The following is a 17,366-nucleotide window of genomic DNA, read 5'->3' as shown; positions in this document are numbered from 1 at the left end:
ACACAGCTTTCAATTATTTTTTAGTTTTGAGGATCATTATGGATAGACGCGATTTCATCAGGATGTTGGGCCTGGCAGGGACGAGCACGGCAGCTTATTCGGCTTGCTCCGCCTATATGAGCGAGGCCTTGGCCGGTTCCAATCTGGTTGCAGAGTTGTTGACCGCTGACACCCACTGCAAGGGTTCGCTGAAAGATATTGAACATGTGGTGATCCTGATGCAGGAAAACCGTTCCTTTGATCATTATTTTGGCACGCTGCGCGGTGTGCGCGGGTTTGGCGATCCGCGTCCGCACAAGCTCAAGAGCGGTGAGCCGGTCTGGTATCAGTCGCAACAGGACAAGTCCTTGCCCAAGGTGCCACCCTATCGCCTGCCAAAGGGAGCCAGTGCCGATACGGATGCGGGCGATGTTTACCTGCAAGACCCGGACCATGGATATAGTGATGGTATTGCAGCGTGGAATAATGGCCTTAATGATAAGTGGATTCCACAAAAAGACTTTGTGGCAATGGCACATTATGTCGAATCCGACATTCCACTCTATTTTCAGCTCGCAAAGGCATTTACAGTCTGTGACGCCTATCATTGTTCCGTCAATGGCCCGACAGACCCAAATCGGTCCTATTACTTCACGGGCACATCGTTCAGTCGGGTGGAAAACGGAAATTTCAGCAGTCAGAATGATAGTGTTCCCGACGATTCGTCCAATCGGCCATACTGGAAATCCTATCCGGAAAAGCTTGAAGAACTGAAAGTTGACTGGAAATTCTATCAGGACGGACTGACCTGGACGCAGGACCCTTTCGCAGGCAATTACGGTGACAATACGCTTGAATATTTCAAACAGTATCGCGGTACAAACAAGCCTTTGGCGGAACGTTCATCGATCAATATCAAGAACCAGACGGTCAACTCGGTGCTTAGAACCGATGCCAACAAGCCATCGCAGTTTGAGCAGGATATCGTAGACGACAAATTGCCGGCAGTATCCTGGATTGTGCCACCGGAAGCCTTTACCGAACATCCAAAATATTCGCCACATTTTGGTGAGTTCTATTTGAGCGAAGTATTGCGTGCACTTCTGGCGAACAAAAAGGTTTGGCACAAGACCGCTTTGATTATCACCTATGATGAAAATGGCGGCTTTTTCGATCATGTTCTACCTCCAGTTCCGCCATTGAGTACAAATAATGGTCTGGTTTCGCCCGGCATAAATCTGAGCGCTTCGGGTAAGGATGGCGATGTGAATTCAGAAGCCTGTCTCAATTCGGCAGCCAGCGTTATCGGGCTTGGCATACGCGTTCCAGCACTTGTGATCTCGCCATGGAGTTCGGGCGGGCGCGTCTGCTCGGAAACATTTGATCACACATCGATCAACCGGTTTCTCGATGTCTGGCTGAAAGCCAAAGGAAAATTGGACGAGAATGATTCCCCGCTCAATGTTTCGTCATGGCGCCAATCAATTACCGGGGATTTGACCAGCGCATTTGATTTTGACCGCACGCACGTCCAGCCGATGGACGAGCTTGTGGATGCGTTGCAACCAACAAAAATCCATACCGCAGCTGAAAGGAAGATCACGAGTGGCGCCAACGCTTTCAGGCCGACAATGAAAGACGTCCAGGCTGATCCGGATGCAAATCGCCCCATTTCGATCAAGCAGGATCAGACACAGTGCGATCTCTTGCCAGTGGGTTATGACTTCCAGGTATTTGCCAGCTTTACCGCCGCAGCGCAGCCAAGATTGAAGTTCACCTTCAAAAACCGCGGTAGGCTGGGCGCAGCTTTCACGGTTCTCAGCTACGACCGCACCGATGGAGGTTGGTTCTATAGTGTCGAGGGCATCAAGCCCGGAGATAAACCAATGGAGGTTTCCGATAGCTGGAACCTGCTTTCCGATAAGGGGCCAAATTGGAAAGAAGGCGCGTATTCTTATGTAATCCACGGTCCTAATGGCTACCGCGCTGAATTTTGTGGCGACGTTAAAAGCCCGGCCGATGGACTATTGCCGGATCTGGTCGATGCCATACCTTCGGCTGACGGCAAGACGATTACATTCCAGTTCGATAAATGGCCGACCGCCAATGGCAAGTTGAAGGTGATCAATGCCTATACGGGCGAGGAAACCACGCTTGCTCCGGGTGCTGTATCAGCCACGCTTTCTACCAAGGATGGCTGGTACGACATATCGTTTGCCGATGCTGCAAGCGCCTCGACCTATCTGCGCCGCTACGCCGGGCATGTCGAAAATGGCAAGCTCAGCAAAACGGACCCCGCAACCGGAATGAAATATGATGAAGCAAAGCGGGTATATGTAGCGGTATCCGCTTAAGTCCGACCAACGGCCAAAAACGGGTTTCCCCTTCGCAAAGAAGGGGAAGCCGCTCCCCCGGTGCTTGTGTCCATGAACAAATGCGATTAGCTGTTTGGCCTGTTATTGACCGGATTTCAGGAAGCCATGCGCGCGCAACACTCTAGCCAATGGTATCGCCGCCATTCGATTTCAGCAAAATGGTCTGTTCGCTTTGCGTTTCTCAGCCTGATACTCTTTGTCGTCTCGGGACTGGGGCATCGCTTTGAGCAAATTGAGACGCCGGAATTTCTCTGGCTGCTTGCCATTGTTGCGGGTTTGGCATTGCTTGCATTGCTGCTGGCGCTCAAGGGTTTTACCAGCCTGTGGCGGCGTGGCGATATCGGCTTTACGCGGTCGTTCTGGGGGACTTTGATCGCCTTGCTGGTGCTGACACCCTTCGTAACGACGATTTATCAAGTCATGGTTTTGCCAGCAATTTACGATGTTTCGACTGATCTGACAGATCCACCCGCCCTGTTGGAAACGGACAGGCGTTCAATCCATATGAATCCGGTCATCAATGATCCCGATAGCCGCGGCCTGCAAGCCAAGGCCTATCGTGAGGTCACAGGTCGCCGTTATGAGGGATCACCTGACCGGATTCTCGCGGCAGTGAAAACGGTCATCGCCAATAATGGTTGGACGATTATTCATCAAAAAGGCGAGCCCGGTGAAACAGAGGAAATTCTGGTCGAAATCGTGGCGCGGACCTGGCTTTTGGGATTCACCAGCGATGTGGTGATCCGACTGAGCGATGAGAGCGAGACGACCTATGTCGATATGCGCTCCGTTTCGCGTTACGGAACCCATGATCTTGGGGAAAATGCCGACCGGATTACAGCCTTCATGGCGGCTCTCGATACGGAAGTCCAGGGCGTGCAGCCTGAGGAAGAAACGACGGAAATTCCACCTGCTGACGCTTTGTGATGTTCTATCAAAACGTGCTCTAAACCCAGTAAATTCCGTCGATAGCGGGATTGCCTTCGGTTTGCACAAGGTCGCGCGTTACCATGTCTTCGAGATGAGCCAGGACCGATAGAGCCGCAGCGCCGTGCAGACGCGGGTCCGTATCGCGGTAGATCGCCTTTACCATCGCGGCAATGGTACGGTCGCCAGCGCGAACCCTCTCCAGAATGGCGCGTTCGCGCATTTTGCGATGACCTCGCAGACCACGCACAAAGGCTTTGGGTTTTGTAACCGCACCGCCATGACCGGGCAGATAAACCCGCGAATCCAGTTCTAGCATCACGTCGAGCGAGGCCATATAGTCTGACATGGAACCGTCCGGCGGCGCGACAATTGAGGTGGACCACGCCATGATATGGTCGGCCGAAAACAATATTCCGGTACCCTCCAGCGCGAAAACCGCATGATTTGCCGTATGACCTGGTGTGTGGATGGCGCGCAAAGCCCAACCATCCCCAAGGGTGACCGCATTATTTTCCGCAATAATGTCGGGAATGAAATCCGTATCGGCGCTGGCATCAAGCAGATTGACTTCACCAATATGCAGCGGACGGGCTGCCCGATGCGGGCCTTGCGCCACCAGCAGCGCGCCAAGCTCATCTTTCAGAACTGTTGCTAGGGGGGAATGATCGCGGTGCGTATGACTTACAAAAATATGGCTGACCTGGCGTCCGGCAATGGCACGCAGCAAGGTTGCCTTGTGAGCATCATCGAGCGGGCCGGGATCAATCAGCGCCAGCGTATCCTTGCCGACCAGATAGGAATTGGTGCCGTGAAAGGTGAAGGGGCTCGGATTGTTGACCGTGATTCGCTGGACCTGCGGGGCAACATCCACGGCCTCGCCATAATGGGGCGCGAATTTACTATCGAAACTGAGGGACATTGATGTGGGCTAACCTTTATGCGCCTATTGCAGTGCGGGATGAAGCTTAATATACCTCTTCTCCAAGATGGCGAAAGCCAATACGGAGGATAGACCATGATCATTGCAAAAACCCGCTCCCTTGCCGAAACGTTCCAGCCGGAAGGCCAATTGGCCAAAGCCGTATGGTTTGTCACGCTCGCTCTCGTCGGCTCGGCCCTGATGGCGCTTTCGGCCAAGACGAAAGTGGACATGGTCTTCGTCAATGTGACGATGCAGACATTTGCTGTGTTTGCGATCTCTGCCGCCTATGGTTCGCGTCTGGCAGTCGCCACCATGGCGCTCTATCTGCTTGAAGGCGCTCTTGGGATGCCCGTATTCACCGGTACACCGGAAAAGGGCATTGGACTTGCCTATATGGTTGGACCGACAGGCGGTTATCTCCTGTCCTATCTGGTAGCCGCCTGGGTCGTCGGACGTGCAGCCGATCAAGGCTTTGCCCGCAATGCGATCTCCATCGGCCTGTCGATGCTCCTTGCCGAAGGAATTATTCTCGCCATGGGCTTCCTTTGGATGGCTTATCTGTTCGGCGTTGAAAAGGCTTTCGCTTATGGCGTTGGTGTCTTTATCATTGGCGATGTCCTGAAGCTGGCACTGGCCGCCGCCGCAGTTCCCGCTCTTGGATCGCTGCTCAAGCGTCGTTGATTTCACTTGGCTGATTATCCGCGCAATCTGACCGGCTATGGCCGTAACACGCCCGACCCGAAATGGCCGGGCGGGGCCAAGCTGGCCGTGCAATTCGTGGTCAATTATGAGGAAGGCGGCGAAAGCTGTATCCTCGATCAAGACCCCGCATCCGAAAATCTTCTGTCTGAGATCGTTGGCGCGCAATCATGGCCGGGCCAGCGCAATCTCAACATGGAATCCATCTACGAATATGGATCGCGCGCTGGTTTCTGGCGCCTCTGGCGGTTGTTCACGCGCCGCAATATGCCTGTCACGGTCTATGGTGTGACTCTTGCCATGGTGCGCAATCCAGATGCCGTTGCGGCAATGAAGGAAGCAGACTGGGAGATCGCCAGCCATGGCCTACGCTGGCTGGAATATAAGGATTTTCCGGAAGAACGCGAGCGCGAGCACATTCTTGAAGCCGTGCGTCTACATACGGAAATTACCGGGTCGCGGCCGCTGGGCATTTATCAGGGCAAGCCATCGGACAATACGCTGAAAATCGTCATGGAAGAGGGCGGTTTTGTCTATTCCGCCGATAGCTATGCGGACGAGCTGCCCTATTGGGTTGAGGGTCCGAAAGGTCCCCATCTCATCGTGCCCTATACGCTTGATGCCAATGATATGCGTTTTGCCACGCCGCAAGGTTTCAATTCCGGCGACCAGTTCTATTCCTATCTCAAGGACACATTCGATGTTCTTTACAAGGAAGGGCAGGAAGGCGCAGCCAAGATGATGTCTGTGGGCTTGCATTGCCGTTTGGTCGGACGCCCCGGAAGGGCTGCGGCGCTGGAGCGTTTCCTCGACTATGTGCAGCAGCATAGCGATGTCTGGGTGGCGCGCCGCATTGATATTGCGAGGCACTGGCATGAACATCATCACCCTTGAGGTGCTGCCACTAACCAAGGCGGCATTTGCACCATTTGGCGATGTGATTGAAACGGCGGAAGCTGAACTGCGCCTGATCAATGGCGGCACGACAGAACGCTATCACGACCTTGCAAAGGTTGATGTGACCGGCGAACAGGCCCGCGTGCTGATCAATATTTTTCGCGGACAGGCTTTCGCGCCCCCAATCGATATTCTTATGCTGGAGCGGCACCCACTAGGCAGTCAGGCCTTTTATCCATTGCAGAACCTGCCGTTTCTTGTGGTGGTTGCCGAAGATGAGGCTGGATGCCCGGGAAAGCCGGTCGCTTTTTTGGCACAAGGCAGCCAGGGCGTGAACTACCACCGTAATGTCTGGCATCATCCGCTCATATCGCTGCAGCAGACTTCGGATTTCATGGTGGTGGACCGGGGCGGCGAGGGAAATAATCTCGAAGAGTATTTTTGGCGAGATAGTGTTTTCAGGATTGAAAAGGTTTCGTAGCTGCCCATCGTGTGGTTCGTGGTTCGACAAGCTCACCATGAGGAAGGTGATTGGATTGCAAATCATATCTGCGGCGTCTCAAAACTAGGCTCCCTGCCCAATTTCAACCTTCCTCATGGTGAGCTTGTCGAACCACGCAAAGCGCAGGTGCAACTTTGGTATAATTGCTCGACCAGTGATCATCTGTCTAAACTTCCAGTCGCAACCATGGGAGTTTGGATGGAGGCAACAGTTTATATTCTACGGTGTTCTGACGGTTCATATTATACCGGACTAACGAAGCAGGAAGTTGAAGCCCGGGTTTGGGAACATAATGCCGGAATTTGCGATGGATATACCAAGCACCGGCGACCAGTAGAACTTGTTTTCACTGAAACCTATGATCGCATTCTTGATGCAATAGCACGTGAACGGCAAATCAAAGGCTGGTCACGGGTGAAGAAACAGGCTCTTATTGCACTGAATTAAAGGTTTGCCTGAGTTGTCCAAAAACCGCCAGAAAACTCATAGCGCCTGAGTTGTGCGTGGTTCGACAAGCTTGTCTGTTGTGATGGTGTTATAGTGAAGCGGTCCACGTGTCTTACATACCACGTGGACCGCTGGACAGGATGCCGTTTCGACGGGAGGACTGTGAAGTCCGATGGTGAGCAAGGCCCTGTCCTTCGATGACACCCGAACAGTTGCAAGGGGCATCGACCCCGTATGACAAGCCAGGGAATTTCATCATGACACATTTTGATCGTTTTGTCGGCATCGATGTGAGCAAGGATCACCTCGACATTCATTGTTTGCCCGATGGGTTGGAGCTGCGGGTGGTCAATAGCCCTGAAGGGATTGACCAATTGCTGCACCGGATCGGTTCGGCTGAGGGCATTGCCTTTGGCTGCGAAGCGACGGGCGGTTATGAGGACTGTCTTCTGATCTGTTTGAGTGAGGCAGGCCTGCCTGTCTGGTGCCTGCATCCATCCGACATTCGCGCTTTTGCCCGCCTCAAAGGCAAGCGTGCCAAGACAGACCGGCTTGACGCCCGGGCCATTGGCGAGGCGCTGGCACTTGCCGTTGCCCACCGCATGCCGGTGGCACGCACCAGACAGCAAAGCACAATCAAGGAGTTAACTGCACTGCGCCGCCGGCTTATCGTCATGCAAAGTGAGTTGAAGAGCTTCATGAGCCGTATGGCCAGCCCGGACGCAAAGGCGGCCATTGCCATGCTTGTCGAAACACAGGCCAGGATCAAGAAACAGCTGGAGGCTTCCATTGCCAGCGCCATCAAGGCAGATGAACAGGTCGGGCACAAGGCCTGCCGCATCCGCTCCGTCCCCGGAGCAGGCCCGGTTCTTGCCGCCGAACTGATCGGCTCCATGCCTGAACTGGGAGCACTTTCCAGCCGGGAGGCGGCAAGTCTGGCAGGTGTAGCACCCCATCCGCGCCAATCCGGCCTCACGCGCAAAAGCGGCAGGTGTCAGGGCGGGCGTTCGCACATCAGGAAAACCCTCTACATGGCTTCGCTTTCCATCATCCGGGCCAAAAGCCAGCCGCTGGCATGCTTCTATCAAAAGCTCAGGGCCGCGGGAAAACCATTCAAGGTGGCAATGGTCGCCATCATGCGAAAGCTCATCGTCACCCTGAACGCAATCATCAAAACCGACACGCCATGGACCAACAAGGCCAAAACATGACAACGATAAACACAGTTGCTCACCATGAGGAAGGTTGAGATTGGCAGGAGCCTAGTATTGAGACGTTGCAGATGTGCTTTGCAAACTAATCCCCTCCCTCATGGTGAGCCCCGTCGAACCACGCACTCTGTTATTGCAGCTCAATCATCCAACCGGTTCTGCTTGATCCCTCTTGACGCGGCCACCTTGGCGGATGAAGTTGATATTATGTCAAATTGCGTTCGTTTTTTTCTAAATGGTCAAATTCATGAAGCCAATGTGCGGCCCGATACAACGGTGCTTGATTGGCTGCGCACTATACCGCGCTTGACTGGCACAAAGGAGGGCTGTGCCGAGGGCGATTGCGGAGCCTGTTCAGTGCTGATCGGTCACGTTGACGGCGATCAGGTAAAATATCACGCAGCCAATAGCTGCATCCTTGCCATGGGCCAGATTGATGGACGCGCATTGGTGACTGTCGAGGGACTCAAAGCCGGCGAATTGCACCCGATACAGGCGGCCATGGCGGAGAATGGTTCATCGCAATGCGGTTTTTGTACTCCGGGCATTGTTATGTCATTGGCGGGACTTGCGGCGGCCAATCCACAGGCGGACGATGAGGCTATTCACGATGCGCTGGCGGGCAATCTTTGCCGCTGTACCGGTTATCGACCAATTGTTGAGGCAGCGCGCAAGGTGGTTGCTGCCGGAGGAGCCACGATTGCCGGACCGCATGTCGCCACCTTTGCGGAGATCGAACCGCAATCAATACTGTCAGAAGGTGGGGCGATCTTTCATCAGCCAGCTTCCCTGAGTGAACTTTTGACGCTGCGCAGCGAGAAGCCAGAAGCAATTCTGCTTGGCGGTGGCACTGATCTCGGCGTCGCGCTTGCGGATTATCATACGGACTGGAACGAGGTCATATCCTTGGCCCGTGTACGCGAACTGCGGCAGATTCGGGAAACCGACGACCATTTGAGTTTTGGCGCGGCGGTGACCTGGGAAGAGGTGCTGGCGCGGATAAGCGATCATTATCCCTCTCTGGCCACACTTATTCGGCGGTTTGGTTCAACGCAGATACGCTCCCTGGGAACAATCGGCGGGAATATCGGCACGGCCAGCCCGATCGGCGATGGACCGCCTGCCTTGATCGCGCTTGGCGCGGAGATTGAACTTGCATCGCTGAGTGGACATCGATTCCTGTCGCTGGAGGACTTCTTCCTCGATTATCGCAAGACAGAGCTACGGCCTAATGAGGTAATTGCTTCGATCTCCATACCCAAGCCAAGAGAGGGCCAAGCATTTCGCGTTTATAAAATATCCAAGCGCTATGATCAGGATATTTCGACAGTCTGCGGTGCCTTTTCGATCATGCGCGAAGAGGGGCAGGTCCGCAGTGCCCGTATTGCCTATGGCGGCATGGCGGCAACGCCAATTCGGGCGATGGAGGCAGAGCAAGCGCTGGTTGGAACTGATTTCGGTAAGAAAGCGGCAGATGCCTGCGCTGCTGCAATTGCCGCTCGTTTCCAGCCATTGAGCGACTGGCGGGGCAGTGCGGAGTATCGATTGCAGGTCGCAGCAAATCTTGTGGAGCGCTTCCGGTGCGATGTGGCGGGTGAAACCGTGGAGGTCATGGCGCTATGAACATTGACCCCAAAATCGTCCAGCGCAGCATCGTCGGCAAGGGTATTGCCCATGACAGCGCGGCGCGCCACGTGGCAGGCGAGGCCAATTACATCGACGATATGCCTGAACTGCCGGGAATGCTGCATGCGGCCTTTGTGCTGTCACCGGTAGCGCATGGCAGGCTCAATGGCTTTGATGCGAGCGAGGCGCTGGCAATGCCCGGTGTTGCGGGTGTCTGGTCGGCGAAAGATGTGCCGGGACACAATGAGGTTGGGCCGATCCTCACCGGCGAAACCCTGTTTGCCGAAGAGATTGTCGATCACGAAGGCCGCGTGATTGCGGTCGTCGCGGCAAACGACTTTGAGACGGCCTATCGCGCCGCCAAAAAGGTCAAGCTGGATATTGAACCGTTGGAAGCGGTGCTTGACGTCGAGGAAGCGCATCGCCGCAAGAGCTATGTGGTGCCGGTGCAGGAGGTCGTGGACGGCGATGTCGATGCTGCGCTGGCAGGCGCGCCGCATGTCTTTTCCGGCAAGCTCAAAATGGGTGGTCAGGATCATTTCTATCTGGAAACCCATATTGCCTATGCCATTCCGGGCGAAAACGGCGAAATGCTGGTGCATTCCTCAACGCAACATCCGACGGAGGTGCAGCATCACGTGGCCGGTATCCTTGGCATTCACGCCAATGCGGTTGAATGCCAAGTGCGGCGCATGGGCGGCGGCTTTGGCGGCAAGGAAAGCCAACCGACAATCATTGCCGGTGCTGCGGCGCTGATCGCCGCCAAGACGGGCAAGCCATGCAAGATGCGACTGAAGCGCCGTGACGATATGGCCGGAACCGGCAAGCGCCATGATTTTGTTGTCAACTGGAAGGTTGGAGTGGACGGGCGCGGGCGTATTCTTGGGCTCGATGCGGAGTATCTGGCGAGGGCGGGAAATTTGCCGGATTTGACGGGGCCAGTGATTACGCGGGCGCTGACCCATACGGACAATTCCTATCACATTCCCAATGCGCGCTTTGTCGGGCATGCCTGCAAGACGAACACAGTGTCGAACACGGCGTTTCGTGGCTTTGGCGGGCCGCAGGGAATTATCACCATCGAAGCGGTAATCGATACGATTGCGCGCGAATTGAAGCTCGATCCCAATGCGGTGCGGGCGATCAATTATTACGGCGAGGAGACGGGCGATACGACACCTTACGGCCAGAAGGTGGAGGATAATCGTCTTGTCGAGGTGACGGAAGCAGTGCTTGCTTCTGCAGACTGGCAGCAACGCCGGGCTGAAATTGATACCCACAATGCCGCCAATCCAATTATTCGGCGCGGGCTTGCAATGATGCCGGTCAAGTTCGGGATTTCATTCAATCTGACATCGCTCAATCAGGCTGGTGCACTGGTGCATGTCTATCTGGACGGCTCTATTTTCCTCAACCATGGCGGGACGGAAATGGGGCAGGGCCTCTTCGTCAAAGTGGCGCAAGTCGTGGCGGAAGTGTTTCAGGTCGATCTCGACATGGTGCGCATTTCCTCCACCGCGACTGGCAAGGTGCCCAACACAAGCGCGACCGCGGCGTCTACCGGCTCTGATCTTAATGGCATGGCGGCGTTCAAGGCGGCGACCGCGATCAAGGCGCGTCTGACGACTGTTGCTGCCGAACATTTTGATGTTGAGGAAGAGGTGATCATCTACCGCGAAGGCCGGGTCCACGCGGATAACCGCTCTGTTTCCTTCGGTGAACTGGCAAAAATGGCCTGGGCAAAACGCGTGCAGCTATCGGAAGCAGGGCACTATGCGACACCGAAAATCCACTGGGACGGCAAGAGCATGAAGGGCAGGCCGTTCTTTTATTTCAGCTATGGCGCGGCGGTGGCAGAAGTAGCCATTGACACGCTGACCGGCGAAACGCGCTGTCTGCGCGCCGATATTTTGCAGGATGTCGGCTCGCCGCTCAACCCGGCAATTGATCTTGGGCAGATCGAAGGCGCCTTCGTGCAGGGTATGGGCTGGGTGACATGCGAGGAACTTTGGTGGGACAAGACGGGGCGCTTGAGAACTGTTGGGCCATCGACCTACAAAATACCCGGCTCGCGCGATGTGCCGCCGGTTTTCAATGTTCGGATTCTCGACAATATGCCCAACCGCGAGGAAACGGTGTTCCGCTCCAAAGCCATTGGCGAGCCGCCTTTGATGCTTGGCATTTCCATTTGGCTGGCCATCCGCGATGCGATTGCTTCCATAGCAGGATCAGTGCCGCAATTGGATAGTCCCGCAACACCCGAAGCTGTGTTGAGGGCGGTGAAGCATATGAGCAGCGGCGCTGCCAATAGGAAATGAATTGGATCATAATGACGCTTGATGAACTGAACAAAGCAAACACGGAAGAGTTTATCGCGGCGCTTGGCGGTATATTCGAACATTCGCCCTGGGTGCCGGAAGGGGTTGCCCATATGCGGCCTTTTGCGAGTGTAGAGCAATTGCATGGCGCCATGGTGACCGTTGTCGACAAGGCCGGGCAAATAGCGCAGCTCGGACTGATCCGCGCCCACCCGGACCTTGCCGGAAAAGCGGCACGCCAGGGCAAGCTGACGACAAGCTCGACATCCGAGCAAAAGGGCGCTGGCCTCGACAGGCTGACTGATGAAGAATTCGACGAATTTCACACCTTGAACAATGCCTATCAGAGCAGGTTCGGCTTTCCCTTTATTCTTGCGGTGCGTGATCATGACAAGCATTCCATCATGGTGGCGTTCCGCAAGCGGCTGGAAAACAATTCAGGCAAGGAAGTGCTGGAAGCGTTGCATCAGATCGGGCAGATTGCGCGCTTTCGGCTCGATGACCTGATTTCATGAGGAAAGCCTGATGGGGAAACTATCGACACATGTGCTCAATACAGCTGAGGGACGCCCCGCAGAGGGGGTGCGCCTGACATTGCATCGCATTGACGTTGCTGGCGGGCGACATCTGCTTGCCACGGCCATGACCAATGCTGATGGCAGGACAGACGCGCCTTTATTGTCTGCTTCGGACATGGTGGCCGGGCAGTATGAGCTGACATTTTATGTAGGGGAGTATTTCAAAGGAAAGGGTGTAGAATTGTCAGAGCCCGCTTTTCTTGATGATATTCCAATCCGCTTTGCAATTTCAGACGTGCAGGGCAATTATCATGTCCCGTTGCTGGTGACGCCGTGGTCGTACTCGACCTATCGGGGGAGTTGAGAGCGCCCCTTTCCCAATCCACCCTGATGGCTATCTGATGCAATTTTATCCGCTTCCGGTGCTCACGGACAATACCCGGCCTATCGGGGAAGTCGAGTCTTGCAAGCAGTAGTGCGTGGTTCGACGGGGCTCACCATGAGGAAGGAGGGCTGATTGCAGGGCGCCAACTCTTGCAATGCTAGCGAACTAAGCTGCAGCCCACCCACCATCCTCATGGTGAGCCCCGTCGAACCACGCACAGCGGTATTGCTGCCATGTAAGGCTCAACCACCTACAACAGGCGCCCTGCAATCGAAGGGCGAACCACGCACGAGAACTATGCCAGCCTATCCATAGACCCCCGTTACAGTGAAACGGCGTTTCTCATCACCATTAAAATAAACCAGATTGCTTGATGAAACCGGCGACAGTTCATTGCATAGGACAGTCATATCTCCCGTCGAGCCAGCACCCAGTAAAACGCCATCCTGCATGAACACTGTTCCGTTGACCTTCTGCATGAAGGGGGAAATGTCGATGGCAATGTTTTTCCGGACCGGATCAATGATCTGAATGACATCATTCTTAAGCCATTGTTTGATGTGTTGCGGGTTGGAAACCTGCAATTGATCGGCAGTTGTATCCCATTTGACCCAGGCCGATTGCGCGGGGGATCGGGTCACATTCCAGATGCGAATCATCGCAGCGTTTCGCATGCTGGCTGCAAAGATTGCCGCTGCAGCACCTTTGTTCAGATTCAAAAGATTGGCTGACACAGATATGATTTTTGCAGTGGATGGAATCTTTGGAGCTTCGAAGATGGTCGGTGTACCGGCCCATGCGGGTAGGAGGATCAGGCCCGATTGCTTCTTGCCGGTCACTGCGTGAGCGATCCCTGCAGGAAAGCGCGCAAGGCCGGTGAGGCTGTCAGCAACCATGACATCAAACCATTTGGAGCCGTCAGCGCTGGTCTTGATGCGAAAATCGCGACCCCACATCGTTCCCATCTCAGCGCGGCCCTGATAATTCGACTGGAACAGCAGGGACGCGGCCTGACTGTCATCAGCCTTGTTGATCTTCAGTTGATGGCCTGCACCCGCATGATTGAACAGCGACGCAGGGCTTTTGATGGAAAGCCGGTTTGTGTCATCTGCTGTCGTCTCAACCCCGAGGCGGGACACCGGATTGGTATTGGTTTCGTTTTTGGTCCATTTTTGCTGATGGAAAACGACGAAAGTTTTCTCCTCTTCAATCCAGACGCTCCAGCCCTCCAGGGCAGTAAAAAACGCCCAGGCGCCGTCTTGCCAGGCGGCAATCTGTCCCTCACGGCCTTGCCATAGGCCCTTTGCCGGAGCGTTGATGATGTAGCGATCGCCCTCCATATTTTTCTCAGGCGGAACTGTGGAATTCCTGTCGATGGCTGACAGCTGCACAAGCGCGTCGAGCGCTCTTATCGCTTCGTTGTGGGTCACATGCTTCTGCGCTTGTGACGGCGCGATATAGGGGAGTTTGAGATTGGTAGTCCGTTCCATTCGATGTTCCTTTTGTTATGCACCAAAGTGCAGAACTCTAAGGCTGAATGGGAGGTGTTGGATAAGTTGCCGGCAGCCAACACAAAGATTGCAATTATAACGCCCTATGCTACTGCTCTGGCTAATTGAGAATACCGAGGAATAAAGATTTGGAAACATTCCGGCAAAGCATCTCAATGATGCCGCGTCGTTACAAGCAGGCCCTGCTTGTCATTTTCGACATGGTTGCACTGACATTTGCGGTTTGGCTCAGCTATTTGCTGAGGTTCAGTGTCGTTTTTATGCCGAATGGCGAGCAGATCATGCTCATGATCTCGGCTCCTCTCATCGCATTGCCCATATTCATCCGTTTCGGCCTGTACCGCGCTGTTATCCGCTACTTGCCGGACAAGGCAATCTGGACGATGATTCAGGCGGTAACCATCTCCGTCATCATCTGGGTCTGTCTGGCATTTTTCACACAGATGACAGGCGCTTCTGGCGTTCCGCGTGCGATTCCCTTCCTTTATTGGGTCTTGGGTATTGCAATCATTTGCGGCAGCCGTTTTGCGGCAAAATGGCTTCTATGGAGTCCTTTGGGCGGCAAGCTACTGGAGCGCCAATGCGTCATCTTTGGCGCTGGCGATGCAGGGCGGCAACTGGCCAATGCATTACGCTCGCAGAAGGACGTTTTCGTCGCTGGTTTCATTGATGATGACAAGAGCTTGCAGGGTATGGATATCCTCGGAATTCGTGTCTATTCACCCGCAAAAATCGAGTATCTTGTCGAGAATTTTGGCATCAAGGAAATGATCGTTACGACCTCTGCGCTCAGCGGTATTGAGCGGCGCAGGCTTGTTGGTCGTCTCAAAGCGCTCGATGTGAAGGTGCGCATCCTTCCGGCTATTTCAGATCTAACTGCCGGCAAATACATTGTCAGCAATTTGCGCGACATCGATATTGATGATCTGCTCGGCCGCTCGCCAGTCCCCGCAGACCCTGAACTGCTCGACAAGACTGTCGAAGGACGCGTTGTACTTGTCACTGGTGCCGGTGGGTCTATCGGTTCGGAACTATGCCGCACAATTGTGAAGCTTGCGCCTGCCAAACTGGTCCTATTCGATGTCAATGAACACAGTTTATATCAACTGCAGCGCGAGTTGAAAGCAATCAGCGATTGTCTGGTTGTGCCAATCCTCGGGTCAATCAGCGATGCAATCCTGATCCGCAGGGTTCTGGCTGAGCATAAGGTGGAAAATGTCTATCATTGCGCTGCCTATAAGCATGTTCCGCTTGTGGAAGAAAATGCTGTCGAGGGAGCACGCAACAATGTCATCGGCACAGAGGTTCTGGCCAGATGCTCGCGCGAGGCCGGTGTCCGCAACTTCGTGCTCATATCCTCCGACAAAGCGGTGCGGCCATCCAATGTGATGGGGGCTACCAAGCGTTGGGCGGAACTGATTGTGCGCTATTATGGCAATCAGGCCACGGCTCTGAACACTGGTCAGGTGTTTGCATCAGTCCGTTTTGGTAATGTTATCGGGTCGAGTGGATCGGTTGTGCCTTTGTTTCGTGAGCAGATTGCAAGTGGCGGGCCTATCACGCTGACACATAATGATATGACCCGTTATTTCATGTCGGTGCGTGAAGCCGCGGAACTTATCATACAGGCCGGGGCTCTTTCCGGTGGTGGTGATATATTGATGCTTGAAATGGGTGAAGCCGTTCGCATTCGCGATCTGGCGGAAAATATGGTGCTTCTCGCGGGGCTATCTATCAAGGACAATGATAATCCGGAGGGGGATATCGAGATTGTCACCGTAGGCATTCGCGACGGCGAGAAGCTGCACGAGGAACTGTTCTATGATCCGAAGGGCGTTTCTGCGACACGTCACTCGAAAATCCTGCAGGCACAGCGCCGGGTCAACGCGCTGGACCATTTGCCATGTTCGATTGAGGAGTTGCGCAGCCTGATAGAGAAGCAGGATGCCGAGGGTGTCAGGAAGCTGCTGTATACGATCGCAGCTTCCTGATGATCATCCCAAGTGCAGCTTGCCGGACCTGAGCCACCTGAGCAGCAGGGTGACTGCGGCGAGTGCTATGATGATGCCTACCGCGCGACTCCAACCGGATTGCATCGTAAACAGTGCACAGATCCCCATTATGATGTTAAGTGCCGCCACGCTTGCGATGATCGACCAGACAGACCAGCCCGAACGTTTAGCCAGCTGATAGGCGTGTTTGGAGTGAGCGTTGAGGATATTTTCGCCGGCGGCCAATCGCATCAACAGGGTTGACGTAGCGTCGGCAATGAAGAAGAGCGGCAATATCAACCCGGCCCATATGGTCATTTCCCGTGCCACCATGAAGAAGGCGAGGCCGCTGAGCAGGCCAATGGGAAGGCTGCCCGAATCGCCCAGGAATATCTTTGCTTTGGGGCGATTATAAAAGAAGAATCCAGCCAGTCCTCCTGCTATAGACATGGCGAGATTTCCAGTCCCAAAGCTTACAAGGCCGAACAAAGAAAAGCCTGCAATCAAGGCAAGGGGGAGGCCGAGCCCTGCGACGACCATCAAATCTATACCATCCATAAAATTGGTAAGATTGATGAAATAGACCAAAGCTGCCACCAGCAGAGCCCGCTCGACCAGAGGCGGCAGTAAATCTGGTAGCAACCGGAAGTCGTCTCCCAGCCCATAAACAGCAATCGCTGATGCAATCAATTGCGCAGCAAGACGGATGGATTCGGGCAGATGATGGCGGTCATCAAGAAAGCCGATGATCCACAAAACCATGGCTGCCAGACTGACTGGCACAAGGAAATGCAAAGGCAGACCCGCATCAGCACCGAAAATCCAAAGCGAAACCAGGATGGCGGGAACAAGAGCAAGGCCACCGAGCTGGCGCGCTGGTTGAGTGTGATTCGACCGATCGGTAATCACTGCGCCCAAAAAGTTTGAGGGCAATATCTGCATGGCAACACAAAGCAGAATTGCACTGGCAATCGCGACAGATACAAATGGAATGATGATGATGGTCAATGCTGATCCCCGGTCAGATGTGCAACACAGCACCCTTGTCATGAAAA

General features: G+C 54.4%; 13 protein-coding genes and 2 pseudogenes. 12 read left to right on the top strand and 3 right to left on the bottom strand.

Translation table 11 applies throughout. The annotated features are described in order from the left end of the window. Nucleotides 1-38: 38 nt before the first annotated feature. Together ACYJL1_RS14930 and ACYJL1_RS14925 are read left to right on the top strand one after the other, a co-directional pair. Nucleotides 39-2,333 (top strand): phosphocholine-specific phospholipase C, encoded by a 2,295-nt coding sequence (locus ACYJL1_RS14930; protein WP_460896117.1) that lies wholly within the window; start codon nucleotides 39-41, stop codon nucleotides 2,331-2,333. Between the two features lie 126 nt (nucleotides 2,334-2,459). Continuing rightward, nucleotides 2,460-3,281 carry a DUF1499 domain-containing protein gene (locus ACYJL1_RS14925; protein ID WP_460896116.1) on the top strand — a complete coding sequence of 274 codons (822 nt, stop codon included), beginning with the start codon at nucleotides 2,460-2,462 and terminating at the stop codon, nucleotides 3,279-3,281. 19 nt (nucleotides 3,282-3,300) lie between these two features. On the opposite strand, the gene ACYJL1_RS14920 is transcribed toward ACYJL1_RS14925, so the two are convergent. Next, the gene (locus ACYJL1_RS14920; protein WP_460896115.1) at nucleotides 3,301-4,203 is read right to left on the bottom strand and encodes an MBL fold metallo-hydrolase; all 903 of its coding nucleotides are present in this window, start codon (nucleotides 4,201-4,203) and stop codon (nucleotides 3,301-3,303) included. A 96-nt stretch (nucleotides 4,204-4,299) separates the two neighbouring features. Here ACYJL1_RS14920 and ACYJL1_RS14915 point away from each other — a divergent pair, with 96 nt between their 5' ends. The 9 genes and pseudogenes from ACYJL1_RS14915 to uraH all read left to right on the top strand — a co-directional run bounded on the left by ACYJL1_RS14915 (nucleotide 4,300) and on the right by uraH (nucleotide 12,788). Beyond that, a complete protein-coding gene (locus tag ACYJL1_RS14915; RefSeq protein WP_460896114.1) occupies nucleotides 4,300-4,887 on the top strand; it encodes a biotin transporter BioY in 588 nt (195 codons plus the stop codon). Between the two features lie 6 nt (nucleotides 4,888-4,893). Next, nucleotides 4,894-5,796, top strand: a pseudogene (gene puuE / locus ACYJL1_RS14910) (allantoinase PuuE); the annotation flags it as partial. Continuing rightward, the gene (locus tag ACYJL1_RS14905; RefSeq protein WP_460896113.1) at nucleotides 5,780-6,283 is read left to right on the top strand and encodes an ureidoglycolate lyase; all 504 of its coding nucleotides are present in this window, start codon (nucleotides 5,780-5,782) and stop codon (nucleotides 6,281-6,283) included. The pseudogene puuE and the gene ACYJL1_RS14905, both read left to right, overlap by 17 nt. A 219-nt stretch (nucleotides 6,284-6,502) precedes the next feature. Continuing rightward, a pseudogene (locus tag ACYJL1_RS14900) lies at nucleotides 6,503-6,800 on the top strand (GIY-YIG nuclease family protein). A gap of 208 nt (nucleotides 6,801-7,008) precedes the next feature. Then, nucleotides 7,009-7,962, top strand: coding sequence for an IS110 family RNA-guided transposase (locus tag ACYJL1_RS14895; protein WP_460896112.1), 954 nt, complete (start codon nucleotides 7,009-7,011; stop codon nucleotides 7,960-7,962). 258 nt (nucleotides 7,963-8,220) lie between these two features. Continuing rightward, nucleotides 8,221-9,585, top strand: coding sequence for a xanthine dehydrogenase small subunit (gene xdhA, locus ACYJL1_RS14890; protein ID WP_460896111.1), 1,365 nt, complete (start codon nucleotides 8,221-8,223; stop codon nucleotides 9,583-9,585). Next, on the top strand, nucleotides 9,582-11,906 hold the full coding sequence (xdhB, locus tag ACYJL1_RS14885) for a xanthine dehydrogenase molybdopterin binding subunit (protein WP_460896110.1): 2,325 nt from the start codon (nucleotides 9,582-9,584) through the stop codon (nucleotides 11,904-11,906). Before xdhA ends, xdhB begins: the two co-directional genes overlap by 4 nt. An 11-nt stretch (nucleotides 11,907-11,917) precedes the next feature. After that, on the top strand, nucleotides 11,918-12,421 hold the full coding sequence (gene uraD, locus ACYJL1_RS14880; protein ID WP_460896109.1) for a 2-oxo-4-hydroxy-4-carboxy-5-ureidoimidazoline decarboxylase: 504 nt from the start codon (nucleotides 11,918-11,920) through the stop codon (nucleotides 12,419-12,421). Between the two features lie 10 nt (nucleotides 12,422-12,431). After that, complete coding sequence (gene uraH, locus ACYJL1_RS14875) at nucleotides 12,432-12,788, top strand: hydroxyisourate hydrolase (RefSeq protein WP_460896108.1); 357 nt, start codon at nucleotides 12,432-12,434, stop codon at nucleotides 12,786-12,788. A gap of 326 nt (nucleotides 12,789-13,114) precedes the next feature. On the opposite strand, the gene ACYJL1_RS14870 is transcribed toward uraH, so the two are convergent. After that, the gene (locus ACYJL1_RS14870; protein ID WP_460896107.1) at nucleotides 13,115-14,299 is read right to left on the bottom strand and encodes a DUF2793 domain-containing protein; all 1,185 of its coding nucleotides are present in this window, start codon (nucleotides 14,297-14,299) and stop codon (nucleotides 13,115-13,117) included. Nucleotides 14,300-14,475: 176 nt separating this feature from the next. Here ACYJL1_RS14870 and ACYJL1_RS14865 point away from each other — a divergent pair, with 176 nt between their 5' ends. Then, nucleotides 14,476-16,311: a polysaccharide biosynthesis protein gene (locus ACYJL1_RS14865; RefSeq protein WP_460896106.1), complete on the top strand. Its 1,836-nt coding sequence runs from the start codon at nucleotides 14,476-14,478 to the stop codon at nucleotides 16,309-16,311. A 3-nt stretch (nucleotides 16,312-16,314) separates the two neighbouring features. Here ACYJL1_RS14865 and ACYJL1_RS14860 read toward each other — a convergent pair whose 3' ends face one another. Beyond that, a complete protein-coding gene (locus ACYJL1_RS14860; RefSeq protein WP_460896105.1) occupies nucleotides 16,315-17,319 on the bottom strand; it encodes an MraY family glycosyltransferase in 1,005 nt (334 codons plus the stop codon). Between the last annotated feature and the right edge of the window lie 47 nt (nucleotides 17,320-17,366).

It is taken from the genome of Phyllobacterium sp. K27 (assembly GCF_054796155.1).
Note: the sequence above shows the minus strand (reverse complement) of the source record. Positions and strands in the feature narration are given on the sequence as shown.